Source organism: Marinimicrobium sp. C2-29 (assembly GCF_038419845.1).
In the GTDB taxonomy this organism is placed as follows: domain Bacteria; phylum Pseudomonadota; class Gammaproteobacteria; order Pseudomonadales; family Cellvibrionaceae; genus Marinimicrobium.
The window spans coordinates 79,661-91,718 of record NZ_JBCAQT010000012.1 but is presented as its reverse complement, the minus strand read 5'-3'; the positions used below and the strand labels follow the sequence as shown (position 1 = coordinate 91,718).

The window sequence follows — 12,058 nt, the reverse complement described above, 5'->3', positions numbered from 1 at the left end:
AATAATAATGATGATCCTAATAAGATAAGGCGTCGCCACACCGGCGGCGCCGCCAGAAGGAGCACCAGATGTTCGAGAAATTGGGGCAAAAGTTGGGGCTGAGCGCGATTCCCCAGATCTTTTTCATTTCCGTTGCAATCGTTGTCCTGTTCGTCGGCTTTGCCATTCCCTTCAATGAGGAGTTCGCCGCGTTTTTTGATACGCTCGGCGGCTTCACTTTCTCCAATTTCGGCTGGTTTTATGTACTCAGTGTCAGTGGTCTGTTGCTGTTTCTGATCTGGGTCGCCTCGAGCCGCTACGGGAAAATCCGCCTGGGGCCCGATGACGAGGGCCCCGAGTACGCTACCACCACCTGGTTCTGCATGCTGTTCGCGGCGGGTATTGGCACGATCCTGATGTTCTGGGGCGTGGCCGAGCCCATGTATCACTTCGCTTCGCCCCCGCTGCCGGAAGTGGAGGGTGGCACCAAGGATGCAGCACGGCTGGCGATGACCATCTCGCTGTTTCACTACGGGCTGCATACCTGGACCATTTTCACCCTGCCGGCGCTGGCCATCGGCTACTTCACCTATCGCCAGGGCCTGCCCATGCGCATCAGCAGCGTGTTCTACTCGGTGCTGGGCAACCGCATTTACGGCCCCATTGGCTGGACCATCGATATCATTGCGCTACTGGGTACGCTGTTTGGTGTCGCCGTCTCGGTGGGGCTGGGGACCATGCAGCTCAACAGTGGCATGAACTACCTGTTTGGTCTGCCGGTCAACCAGGTGTCGCAGATGTTCATTGTCGCCGCCATTACTTTTGTCGCTTCCGTCTCGGTCGCCCTGGGGCTGGATAAGGGCATCAAGCGACTCTCGGAGTTCAACATCGCTCTGGCACTGGTTATTCTGCTGTTTGTGGCGGTGGCGGGGCCCACGCTGTTTATCGTCTCCGGCACCGTTCAGAATATCGGGGCTTACCTGGATAATCTGGCCTGGCTGGCGTTCTGGACCGAGGCCTATAACGAAGGCAACTGGCAGCGCACCTGGACGGTCTTCTATTTCGCCTGGACCATTTCCTGGGCTCCCTATGTGGGCATTTTCATCGCCCGCATCTCCAAGGGACGCACCATCCGACAGTTTGTGTTCGGCGCCCTGGGCTCGCCCCTGATTTTCACCGTGGTCTGGTTCTCGGTCTTCGGCCTGGCCGCCATCGACCTGGAACTGAATCAGGGCGTCGCTATCTCGGAGCAGGTTCAGGAGGATGTATCGGTGGCGCTGTTCAGTTTTCTGGAACAGTTTCCCTGGGCAGGCGCCATCTCAGCGCTGGCGGTGGTGGTGATTGTTGTGTTTCTCACCACCTCGGTCGACTCGGCGGCGCTGGTGGTTGATCTGCTTTCGCGCAAGGACGACCAGCCATCACGCACCGTTCAGCGTGTGTTCTGGACCGTGCTGTTGGGACTGGTGGCCGCGACCCTGTTGCTCGGCGGCGGGCTCCAGGCATTGCAGAATGTGATTACCGCCCTGGGTTTCCCGTTCTGTGTACTGCTGGTCTTCATGGCGGTATCCTTGACCCGCGCGCTGCACGCTGACTATCTGGGGTATTCCCTGAAAGACCTGGCCGAGGGCGAGGCACCGCCTTTGAGTCCCATGGGTTCCATGCCCCATGAGCGCAAAGACCAGCAACCCTAACCGACAGCGGGACACACAACCCTATGCCCAAAGGCTTTGGCAACAAACTGGTGATCGCCATCTCGTCCCGGGCGCTGTTCAACCTGGACGAGAGTCACGAGGTGTTCGTGAACGACGGGCTGGAAGCCTACGCCCAGTACCAGATCGAGCGTGAGGACGAAGTCCTCAAACCCGGCGACGCCTTTCCCATGGTGCAGAAGCTGTTGCACCTGAACGAGAGCCTGGAAGGGGACCCACGGGTCGAGGTGATCCTGCTGTCGCGCAACAGTGCCGATACCGGGCTGCGGGTGTTCAACTCCATCGAACACTACGGCCTGAACATCACCCGCGCCGCCTTCTGCAGTGGCAGCAGCCCTTATCGCTATGTCTCGGCCTTTGGTTGCCATCTGTTTTTGTCCACGGATGGCGAAGATGTCCGCCAAGCCCTGAACCAGGGCGTGGCCGCCGCCACGCTGGTCGCCGCCAAGAATAAATCCGAACACGAGGAAGAGTTGCGCTTCGCCTTTGACGGGGATGCCGTGCTTTTCTCGGACGAAGCCGAGCAGGTGTTCAAGAGCCAGGGGCTGAGCGCCTTCACCGAGAGCGAGCGGGCGTCGGCCAAAACCCCGCTGACCGGCGGACCCTTCAAGGCCTTTTTGTCGGCGCTGCAGGGCCTGCAGAGCGAGTTCACCGAATCCCGCTGCCCGATCCGCACCGCACTGGTCACCGCCCGTTCGGCGCCGGCCCATGAGCGGGTGATCCGTACCCTGCGGGCCTGGAATGTGCGGATTGACGAATCCCTGTTTCTGGGCGGGCTGCCCAAGGGAGAATTCCTAAAGGCCTATGGCGCCGATGTGTTCTTTGATGACCAGCAACAGCACTGCGTCTCGGCCAGTGAGCATGTGGCCACCGGCCATGTGCCTCATGGGGTCGCAAACAATGGATCTTGAAAGTCGCGAACAATGAGGTCTGACGGTAGCCTGACATCTGTCGTTATATAGTCTAAAGTTATAGCAAGCGGCAAAAATGTGCTGTCAGGGCTGGAAATTTGCCTGGCAAGCCTCTATTCTGCAGAGGAATAATTACCGTAATTTTAATAACACCATCCTTCAGGCCGTTGGATATGTCGGTGGTTTGCAATGGCCTGCCGCAAGGGGCCGTCCGGAGGGCAATATGAAGCTGCAACAACTGCGTTATATCTGGGAAGTGGCGCACCACGATCTCAACGTCTCTGCCACCGCTCAGAGCCTGTACACGTCCCAGCCGGGGATCAGCAAGCAGATCCGACTGTTGGAAGACGAGCTCGGTGTTGAGATATTCTCCCGCAGCGGCAAGCATCTCACCCGCATCACGCCGGCCGGTGAGGCCATTCTGAAGACCGCCGGAGAGATTCTGCGCAAGGTCGACAGTATCAAGCAGGTGGCCCAGGAGTTCAGTAACGAGCGCAAGGGCAGTCTGTCCCTGGCCACTACGCACACCCAGGCGCGCTATGCGCTGCCTTCCGTTATCGGGCCCTTCATCGAGCAGTATCCGGATGTCTCCCTGCACATGCACCAGGGCACGCCCATGCAGATTTCGGAAATGGCGGCCGACGGCACGGTGGACTTTGCCATTGCCACTGAGGCGATGGAGCTGTTCAGTGATCTGGTGATGATGCCCTGTTACCGCTGGAACCGCTGCATTGTGGTGCCCCGCGATCATCCTCTGGCGCAACTTCAGCATCTGACGCTGGAGGAGGTGGCCAAGCACCCGATTGTGACTTACGTGTTCGGTTTTACCGGCCGCTCCAAGCTGGACGAGGCCTTCATCAATCGCGGTCTGGCGCCCAAGGTGGTGTTCACGGCGGCGGATGCGGATGTGATCAAGACCTATGTCCGCCTCGGGCTGGGCATCGGTATCATCGCCAAGATGGCCTACGACGAGCGCCAGGACACGGATCTGGTGGCGCTGGATGCGAGCCATCTGTTCGAGAGCAGTGTCACCAAGATCGGCTTCCGCCGGGGCACGTTCCTGCGCGGCTTCATGTACGATTTCATCGAGCGTTTCGCCCCCCATCTGACCAAAGATGTGATCGACGAGGCCTACAACCGCCACTCCCGCGCGGAGCTGGAGGAGCTCTTCCAGCACCTTGAGTTGCCGTCTTATTGAAGCGGTGATTGGGGCGGGGGGTTGCGTCACGCCCGGCCCGCTCAGGGGTAGGCTGTTCCCGGACACGGCGTGAACCCGGTCCCCTTCGCGCTCCCGGCGCTTCGGGACACTTCCCACATCCATGTGGGGCGTCCACGGGGCCTCTCCACCGACATCCTGTCGGTGACGGTCCGGGAAGACCTTACCCCAGATCGGTCCTCCGTACCCCGTAGAACCCACCATTGCGATCCCGTAGGGCGGATAAGCCTAAGGCGCATCCGCCGCAATCCCTCTCCGCCATTAACAAAACTTATACAAAACCACTTGCTTTGTACAAGGCTCTGAGCTAATACTTATACAACGCTCACCAACTTGTACAAGGTTTGTTATGGACACCGGTTCTCAGAAAATACCCGTCGGAATCAGCGAATGCCTGCTGGGCGAGCCCGTGCGGTTCGATGGGGGACACAAACGCAACCGCTTCCTCACCGACGTCATGAGCCGGTACTTCGACTACCGGCCCGTCTGCCCCGAGGTCGCCATTGGCCTGGGCATTCCGCGCAAACCCATCCGCCTGGTCGCCACCGACAAGGGCACCCGCGTGCGCGGTGTGGCCGACCCCAGTCTGGATGTGACCGAAGCCTTGGCCGCCGAGGCCGACAAGGCCGTGGCGGCAATGCCCGATATCTGTGGCTATGTCCTGATGCAGAACTCTCCCAGCTGCGGCGCCTTCCGGATGAAGCGCTACGGCGAGAATGATCATCCGCTCGACAGCGAAGGGCAGGGCGCCTATGCCCAGCGACTGATGGAGCTGCATCCGCTGCTGCCGGTGGAAGAGGCCGGAAGGCTGACCGATCCGGGGCTGCGGGATAACTTCATCACCCGGGTATTCGCCTACTGGGACTGGAACCAATCGGTCGCCTTTGAGCCCACGCCGGCCCGTCTGGTGGATTTTTACTCCCGCTACAAATACCAGGTGATGGCACATCACGTACCCAGCTACAAAAGCCTCGGCCGACTGGTCGCGCAAGCGGGCTCGCGCGACATTCACGAGTTGCGCGACGAATTTCTGCGCGAGTTCATGGCGGCACTGGGACACCGGGCGACCCGTAAGGGCAATACCAACGCCATAATGCACCTGCGCGGTTACCTGCGCGGGCTGCTGGATGCAGATGAACAGGACGAACTGTCCCGGGTGATTGAATCCTACCGGCTCAAAGAGGTGCCCTTGGTCGTGCCGCTGACCCTGCTCAAGCACTATCTGCTGAAAGTGGACAATCCCTATCTCCAGAAGCAGACCTTCTGGTCGCCACACCCGGAAAAGCTGGGGTTGCGCAATGCCAACGTCGACTGAACCTGACTCAGCCGAGCTGGCGTCCGCCGTTCCCATCCGGGAGGTTTCCCGGGTGACCGGAGTGAATTCGGTCACTCTGCGCGCCTGGGAGCGTCGCTACGGGCTGCTCAAGCCGTTGCGGACCGACAAGGGCCATCGCTTGTATCGGCCCGAGGACGTTGCGCGGGTCGAGGAAATCCAGAGCTGGCTTGCGCGGGGTGTGGCGGTCAGTCAGGTCAAGGCGCTGCTGGGCCGGCCCGCTCCCGAGAGCGGACTGGAGTCGGTGCCGGAAGACGGCCCCTGGGAAGCGTTTGCCCGGCGCCTGCAGGCCGCGGTGGGGTCGCTGCAGGGCCAGTCCCTGGACTCGTTACTGGCGGAAGTCGGCTCGCTCTACCCGACGGATATTGTGGTGGACCAACTGCTGGAGCCGCAGCTGCAGGCACTCCGGGTACCGCTGCAGCAACAGCGGGCGGACTATGGAATGGCCACCCGGCTGGCCTTTCTGGAGGCCCACCTGGAGGCCTATTTTGCCTCGGCGCTGCACCGGCTGCAGGCGGCAAACATAAGCCACAAAAACCCTCGACTCCTGTTGATGGATGTCAGTCGGGAGACAGATTCGGTTCTGCCTATGATCCTTGCCTACAGCCTGGCCGTAAATAGCAACCGAGTGGATTTTTTCGGCCCTGTCCCTCAGTCAGAGTGGGTGTTTGCGGTAGAACAGCTGGGCTCCGAGGCGTTGATCCTGTATTCGGATGGCGCGCCAACGCGTTATCTGGAACAGCAGCGGGGTGAAGTCGAGCAGCGTTTGCAGGTGCCGGTCTGGCTTGCGGGCCGCATGACGGCTTTATGCTCGCCCAGCGAGCACCCTCACTGCCTGGGGCAGACTCATCGCGATATTCTCCGTGCACTCAACACGACGGATGTCCGCACCAGGGCCGAAGATCCGTTATTCCCCGGCTCTGGAGTATCCGAATAATGACCCAATCCCTGATGCATCAGGTCATGAGCCTGTATGAGCGCTTTGACCCCGCCCTGATCAGCGCCCTCGATCAGATCTATGATATTGATGTGGTTTTTGAAGATCCGCTGCACCGGATACAGGGGCTGATAGAGCTGCGCCGCTACTTTTCCCGCCTGGTGCGCGGCCTGGATGAGTGCCGGTTTGAATTTACCGATGTGATTGAGCAGTCGGGAGCGGGGGATGAGCCCGATCAGGCCGTGCTGTTTTGGCACATGCAATACAGGCATCGTAAGCTGCGCCGGGGTAAATTGCTGACACTGGCCGGCTCCAGTCACCTGAAATTTGGCGAGCGGGTGCTCTACCATCGCGATTACTTCGATGCGGGCGCCATGCTGTACGAGCATCTGCCGGTGCTCGGTTCTGTAATTCACACCATTAAACGGAGGCTTGGATAAGTTTCAATGAACACGCACAACCGAACACTGGTCTGGCTGCGCAATGATCTGCGCCTGCGCGACAACCCCGCTCTGTTCCACGCGTCACAGACGGGGCAGGGCGTGGTGGCGGTTTATGTGCTGTGCGAGGAATTTGTCCAGCGCCATGTCATGGCGCCGGCCAGGCTGGATTTTATCCGTCGGCACCTGACGTTGCTGTCGGCCGAACTGGCGGAGCTGAATATTCCTCTGGTGCTGTTGCGAGAGCACAAGGCCATGGGCATACCCGACAAACTGCTCAGCCTCGCGCGCCGGGAGAACTGCGACGGCATTTACTTCAATGCCGAATACCCGCTGGACGAACTCAACCGGGACCGGGCCGTGGCCGATCTGTTTCAGGACAGCGGGATGCATTTCAAACGGTTTCACGACCGGGTCATTCTCCCGCCCGGCCACGTTCGCAACGGCCAGGGGGAACCCTACAAAGTGTTTACCGCCTTCAAACGGCGCTGGCTGCAACTGGCCAGTGAGCGGCCCATGGACCCCCATCCCGCTCCTCCGGTTCAGCCTGAGGACACCGCGCGGGTGCACGATGCCGGTGTGCCCCTGAACAAACTGTTTGACCAGACGGCCCTTCGGGATCTGTCCGAACTCTGGCCGGCGGGGGAGGAAGAAGCTCTGCAGCGCCTGGCTGACTTTACCGAGGAGCGGATCCACCGCTACCAGCAGGACCGGGACTTTCCCGCTCTGGCCGGCACCTCGGAGCTGTCTCCCTACCTGGCGGTGGGCAGCCTGTCGCCGCGTCAGTGCCTGAATGCCGCTCTGCGCGCCAACCGCGGGCAGTGGGACGGAGGCAACCCGGGCGCCGAAACCTGGATCGGAGAGCTGGTGTGGCGGGATTTTTATCAGCACGTGAGTGTGGATTTTCCCGAGGTGTGCAAGCACAAGGCGCTGCAGCGCCACACCGAGGCCTTTCCCTGGCGCTGGGATGAAGACGATCTGAATGACTGGCGACGGGGCCGTACCGGCATTCCGATTGTGGATGCGGCCATGCGCCAGCTGGCGCAAACCGGCTGGATGCACAACCGGCTGCGCATGGTGGTGGCCATGTTCCTGACCAAGAACCTGCGCATCGACTGGCGCCTGGGCGAAGCCTGGTTCATGTCCCAGCTGATTGATGGTGATTTCGCCGCCAACAACGGGGGCTGGCAGTGGAGCGCCTCAACCGGTACCGACGCCGCGCCCTATTTCCGCATTTTCAACCCGGTAACTCAGTCGGAGCGCTTTGATCCGGAGGGCACCTTCATCCGTAAATATGTACCGGAGCTAAAGGATTTGCCACGCAAGCAGGTTCACCGGCCACCGCCGGTGGCGGGCTATCCCAGGCCCATGGTGGATCTCAAAGCCAGTCGCAAGGAAACCATTGAATTGTTCAAACAACTGAATCAGGGGCCAAATGATGACGCATGATAGGGCCGATTGGGTCTGGATCACCGGAGCCTCCAGCGGGATTGGCGAGGCACTGGCGCGCCGGCTGCTGGGCGAGGGGCGGCAGGTAGTGATTACGGCCCGCAGCCGCGAGAAACTCCAGTCGATCGCCGACGATTTTCCCGACAACTGTCATGTTCTCCCGGTCGATCTGACAGACCGGCAGGGGCTAGACAGTGCCCGTGAGGCCATGATGGCCATTAACGATCACCTGGACGCGGTGGTGCTCAACGCCGGCACCTGTGAATACATCGATACCAGACACTTTGATGCCGGGCTGTTCGAGCCGGTAATGAATATCAACGTGCTCGGTAGCGCCAACACACTGGAGCTGGCGCTGCCCATGCTGCGCCGCTCGCCCAACCGGGCGCAGGTGGTGGGGGTTGGCAGTATGGCAGCGGTGCTACCGCTGACGCGCAGCGAAGCCTACGGCGCTTCCAAAGCGGCCATGGAGTATTTGATGAATTCGCTCCGGGTCGATCTCGCCGCCGAGCGCATCGACGTCACGTTGGTGCGGCCCGGATTTGTCAAAACGCCGCTGACCGACCGCAACGACTTTGAAATGCCCTTTCTGATCGACGCCGAGCAGGCCTCCGGTCATATCGCGCGAGGAATGGACAAACGCAAATTGACTGTCCAATTCCCCTGGCAACTGGTGTGGATCATGCACCTGATCAGCTGGTTGCCTCTGGGCTGGCAAACCGCACTTTTGAAAAAGATGGTGAACAATTGAACGCCAAAAACCAATCCGAAAGCAAAAATATCGCCGTCATAGGCTCGGGAATCAGCGGGCTGACCGCCGCGCATTTACTGTCCCGACGTCACCGGGTCACCGTGTTTGAAGCCGGCCCGCAGATCGGCGGCCACACCGCAACCAGGCCCGTGGAGCTGGAGGGGCGTCGATACGATGTCGACACCGGCTTTATTGTGTTTAACGACCGGACCTACCCCAACTTCATCAAACTGATGTCCCGGCTGGGCGTGCCCAGCCAGTTGACCGACATGGGCTTCAGTGTGACCGGGCCCGATCATGCTTACGAGTACAGCGGCTCCGGCTTCAATGGCATTTTCGCCCAGCGCCGCAACCTGTTCAGCCCGGCCCATTGGGGGATGCTCAGGGAGATAATCCGCTTCAACAAGGCCTGTACCCGCGATTTCGAGCAGGACAGTGTCGACCCCGACCTGACACTCGGGGACTACCTGCACAACCAGGGGTACAGCGCCTTTTTCCAGCGCCACTATATTCTTCCCATGGTGTCGGCCATCTGGTCCTCGGGATTGCCCGGCGCGGCTCAGATGCCATTGTTGTTTTTTGTCCGCTTTTTTCACAACCATGGCCTGCTGACGGTCACCAACCAGCCTCAGTGGTACACCATCAAGGGCGGCTCCCACAGCTACCTCGCGCCCCTGACGCGCGACTTTCAGGAGGATATCTACACCGACTGCCCGGTGACCCGAGTGAAGCGGCTGGAAAAGGGTGCGCTGGTCACCACTGAGAAATTCGGTGAACAGAGCTTTGATGAGGTGATTTTCGCCTGCCACAGTGACCAGGCCCTGAAGCTGCTGGCCGACCCCAGCCAGCACGAAAGCGAGGTCCTGGGCGCGATCCCCTACCAGCAGAACGATGTGACCCTGCATACCGATGAAAGCGTTCTGCCGGAGGCCAGACGCGCCTGGGCCAGCTGGAACTACTGGCTCACCGAGCGCGACAGCGAACAGGCTGTGCTGACCTACAACATGAATATTCTCCAGCGCCTGCGAGCGCCCAAGACGCTCTGCGTCAGCGTCAACGCCACGCCATGGTTGGATGAGAGCAAGATCCTGGGTCGCTACCAGTACAGCCATCCGGTCTTCAACCGGGAGAGCATTGCCGCCCAGCAACGCTGGGATGACATCAGTGGCCGACAGAATACTCACTACTGTGGTGCCTATTGGCGCAATGGTTTTCACGAAGATGGCGTGGTGTCGGGGCTGCGTGTCGCCGCCGCCCTGGGGGAGGAGTTCTGATGCACAGCGCCATCTATCAGGGCTGGGTCCGTCACCGTCGGTTTGTGCCCAAAGCGCACGAATTTCGCTATCAATCGACCCTGTTCTATCTGGACCTGGACGAGCTGCCCGGGCTGTTTGAGGGCATTCGCGGCTGGTCCTGGAATCGTCGCAACCTGGGGTGGTTTCGCCGGGCCGACTACCTGGACCCCGAGACTCCGGATTTGCGCGATGCGGTGCGGGCGGAAGTGACCCGGCAGAAGGGCACTTGCCCGCAGGGACCGATCCGTATGCTGACCAACCTGCGCCTCTGGGGGATGTGTTTCAACCCGGTCACGTTGTATTACTGCTTCGAGCCGGAATCCGAATACCCCAGTGTCATTCTGGCCCAGGTGAACAACACGCCCTGGGACGAGCGCCACTGCTATGTGATTCCCTGCAATCCCGCCACGGGAAAGAGTCGTCTGGCATTTGCCAAGGAGATGCATGTTTCACCCTTCAACCCGATGGACATGCAGTACCGCTGGGTGAGCACGGCGCCTTCCGACAAACTGCTGGTGCACATGGAAAATCACCGCGACGGTGAATGCCATATGGACGCGACGCTCAGCCTGGAACGCCTGGAATGGCAAGCGTCCAGGCTGACCCGCGTTCTGTGGCGCACGCCCTGGCTTACGGCCAAGATTCCCGCTGCCATCTACTGGCAGGCCCTCAAACTCTGGCTCAAACGGGTGCCGGTTTACCCGCACTCAAAAGCGCCCGAATCCAAAACACTGAACACCCGCATTACGCTGGTATCCAGGAGGTAGTCGTGACTCAATCCAGCTCCAGTATTGCGCGAACCAAGGGACATCGACAGGCCGGCCTGCGCTGGAATCACTCCCTGGCCAAGCGCCTGATTCTCAAATCCCTGAGCCACATGCGCGAAGGCTGTCTGCGTGTGCATGAAGGCGATGAACGTTACGAGTTTGGCCAGCCCGCTGACCAAGCGGAGTTGGTCGCCGACCTGCACGTGCACGATCCGATTGCCTACGCCGAAGTGGCGTTTGGCGGTGCGGTGGGCGCGGGTGAGGCCTATATGAGTGGTTACTGGTCCACTCCCAACCTCACTCAGGTGACCCGTATTTTTGTGCGCAACATCAATGCGCTCGATGCGATGGATTCCAGCCAGTCCTTCCTGGGGCGGTTGATGCTGAAATTTTTCCACCGGTTCAATCGCAACTCCAAAGAGGGCGCCCGGCGCAATATCGCCGCCCATTACGATCTGGGCAATGATTTTTTCAAGCTCTTTCTCGATTCGAGCATGATGTACTCCTCGGCGATTTACCCCCGGCCCGATGCCGACCTGGAAGAGGCGGCCGCGTTCAAACTACAGACAATCTGCGAGAAGTTGCAGCTCACTCCGGAGGACCATCTGCTGGAAATCGGAACAGGGTGGGGCGGTCTGGCCATTTATGCCGCCCGGCACTATGGCTGCCGAGTGACCACCACCACCATTTCCCGCGCCCAGTGGGTGGAGGCCCGGGCCAAAGTGGCTGACGCGGGGCTCGAAGACAAGATCACCCTGTTGTTTGATGACTACCGGGATCTGACCGGACAATATACCAAGCTGGTCTCGGTGGAGATGATCGAGGCGGTCGGGCATGAACATTTCATGGAGTACTTCGACCGCTGCTCGAAGCTGCTGACCGACGACGGCCTGATGCTCCTTCAGGCAATCACCATTGCCGACCAGCGCTATGAGCGCTCACGCACCCATGTGGATTTTATTCAGCGCTATATCTTTCCGGGCGGTTCGCTGCCCTCCGTGGCGTTGATGACCGACCTGGTGCGCCGGGTCACCGACATGAATATGCTGCACATGGAAGATATCGGACAGCACTACGCCCGAACTCTGCACGACTGGCGCCTGGCCTTTGAGGCCAAGCTGGATGAGGTGCGTGACATGCAGTTTGATGAGCGTTTCATCCGCATGTGGGAGTACTACCTGTGCTATTGCGAGGGCGGCTTTATCGAGCGCAGCATTGGTACCGCCCAGTTGTTGTTTGCCAAACCCAAGTACCGGCCGGAGTGGCGTTGA

Annotated in this window: 11 protein-coding genes; all 11 read left to right on the top strand. The window is 60.2% G+C overall.

Annotated features, from left to right (window positions below; genetic code table 11):
* The first annotated feature begins 68 nt into the window (after window positions 1-68).
* Window positions 69-1,670: a BCCT family transporter gene (locus AAE484_RS12805; RefSeq protein ID WP_341938797.1), complete on the top strand. Its 1,602-nt coding sequence runs from the start codon at window positions 69-71 to the stop codon at window positions 1,668-1,670.
* 23 nt (window positions 1,671-1,693) lie between these two features.
* A complete protein-coding gene (locus AAE484_RS12800; protein ID WP_341938796.1) occupies window positions 1,694-2,599 on the top strand; it encodes a 5'-nucleotidase in 906 nt (301 codons plus the stop codon).
* A gap of 223 nt (window positions 2,600-2,822) precedes the next feature.
* On the top strand, window positions 2,823-3,797 hold the full coding sequence (cysB, locus tag AAE484_RS12795; RefSeq protein WP_341938795.1) for an HTH-type transcriptional regulator CysB: 975 nt from the start codon (window positions 2,823-2,825) through the stop codon (window positions 3,795-3,797).
* Between the two features lie 367 nt (window positions 3,798-4,164).
* Window positions 4,165-5,130: a YbgA family protein gene (locus AAE484_RS12790; RefSeq protein ID WP_341938794.1), complete on the top strand. Its 966-nt coding sequence runs from the start codon at window positions 4,165-4,167 to the stop codon at window positions 5,128-5,130.
* Window positions 5,114-6,085, top strand: coding sequence for a MerR family transcriptional regulator (locus tag AAE484_RS12785; RefSeq protein ID WP_341938793.1), 972 nt, complete (start codon window positions 5,114-5,116; stop codon window positions 6,083-6,085). Before AAE484_RS12790 ends, AAE484_RS12785 begins: the two co-directional genes overlap by 17 nt.
* The gene (locus AAE484_RS12780; RefSeq protein ID WP_341938792.1) at window positions 6,085-6,525 is read left to right on the top strand and encodes a nuclear transport factor 2 family protein; all 441 of its coding nucleotides are present in this window, start codon (window positions 6,085-6,087) and stop codon (window positions 6,523-6,525) included. Before AAE484_RS12785 ends, AAE484_RS12780 begins: the two co-directional genes overlap by 1 nt.
* Before the next feature lie 6 nt (window positions 6,526-6,531).
* The gene (gene phrB, locus AAE484_RS12775; protein ID WP_341938791.1) at window positions 6,532-7,974 is read left to right on the top strand and encodes a deoxyribodipyrimidine photo-lyase; all 1,443 of its coding nucleotides are present in this window, start codon (window positions 6,532-6,534) and stop codon (window positions 7,972-7,974) included.
* Complete coding sequence (locus AAE484_RS12770) at window positions 7,961-8,725, top strand: SDR family NAD(P)-dependent oxidoreductase (protein WP_341938790.1); 765 nt, start codon at window positions 7,961-7,963, stop codon at window positions 8,723-8,725. The genes phrB and AAE484_RS12770 overlap by 14 nt, the downstream gene beginning before the upstream one ends.
* Window positions 8,722-9,999 carry an NAD(P)/FAD-dependent oxidoreductase gene (locus tag AAE484_RS12765; RefSeq protein WP_341938789.1) on the top strand — a complete coding sequence of 426 codons (1,278 nt, stop codon included), beginning with the start codon at window positions 8,722-8,724 and terminating at the stop codon, window positions 9,997-9,999. Before AAE484_RS12770 ends, AAE484_RS12765 begins: the two co-directional genes overlap by 4 nt.
* Window positions 9,999-10,787: a DUF1365 domain-containing protein gene (locus tag AAE484_RS12760; protein WP_341938788.1), complete on the top strand. Its 789-nt coding sequence runs from the start codon at window positions 9,999-10,001 to the stop codon at window positions 10,785-10,787. The genes AAE484_RS12765 and AAE484_RS12760 overlap by 1 nt, the downstream gene beginning before the upstream one ends.
* A gap of 2 nt (window positions 10,788-10,789) precedes the next feature.
* The gene (locus AAE484_RS12755; RefSeq protein WP_341938787.1) at window positions 10,790-12,058 is read left to right on the top strand and encodes a cyclopropane-fatty-acyl-phospholipid synthase family protein; all 1,269 of its coding nucleotides are present in this window, start codon (window positions 10,790-10,792) and stop codon (window positions 12,056-12,058) included.

Bases quoted from the DNA above. Each gene is read 5' to 3' on its own strand.
- AAE484_RS12805 (WP_341938797.1), top strand. From the start codon at position 69: ATGTTCGAGAAATTGGGGCAAAAGTTGGGGCTGAGCGCGATTCCCCAG.
- AAE484_RS12800 (WP_341938796.1), top strand. From the start codon at position 1,694: ATGCCCAAAGGCTTTGGCAACAAACTGGTGATCGCCATCTCGTCCCGG.
- cysB (WP_341938795.1), top strand. From the start codon at position 2,823: ATGAAGCTGCAACAACTGCGTTATATCTGGGAAGTGGCGCACCACGAT.
- AAE484_RS12790 (WP_341938794.1), top strand. From the start codon at position 4,165: ATGGACACCGGTTCTCAGAAAATACCCGTCGGAATCAGCGAATGCCTG.
- AAE484_RS12785 (WP_341938793.1), top strand. From the start codon at position 5,114: ATGCCAACGTCGACTGAACCTGACTCAGCCGAGCTGGCGTCCGCCGTT.
- AAE484_RS12780 (WP_341938792.1), top strand. From the start codon at position 6,085: ATGACCCAATCCCTGATGCATCAGGTCATGAGCCTGTATGAGCGCTTT.
- phrB (WP_341938791.1), top strand. From the start codon at position 6,532: ATGAACACGCACAACCGAACACTGGTCTGGCTGCGCAATGATCTGCGC.
- AAE484_RS12770 (WP_341938790.1), top strand. From the start codon at position 7,961: ATGATGACGCATGATAGGGCCGATTGGGTCTGGATCACCGGAGCCTCC.
- AAE484_RS12760 (WP_341938788.1), top strand. From the start codon at position 9,999: ATGCACAGCGCCATCTATCAGGGCTGGGTCCGTCACCGTCGGTTTGTG.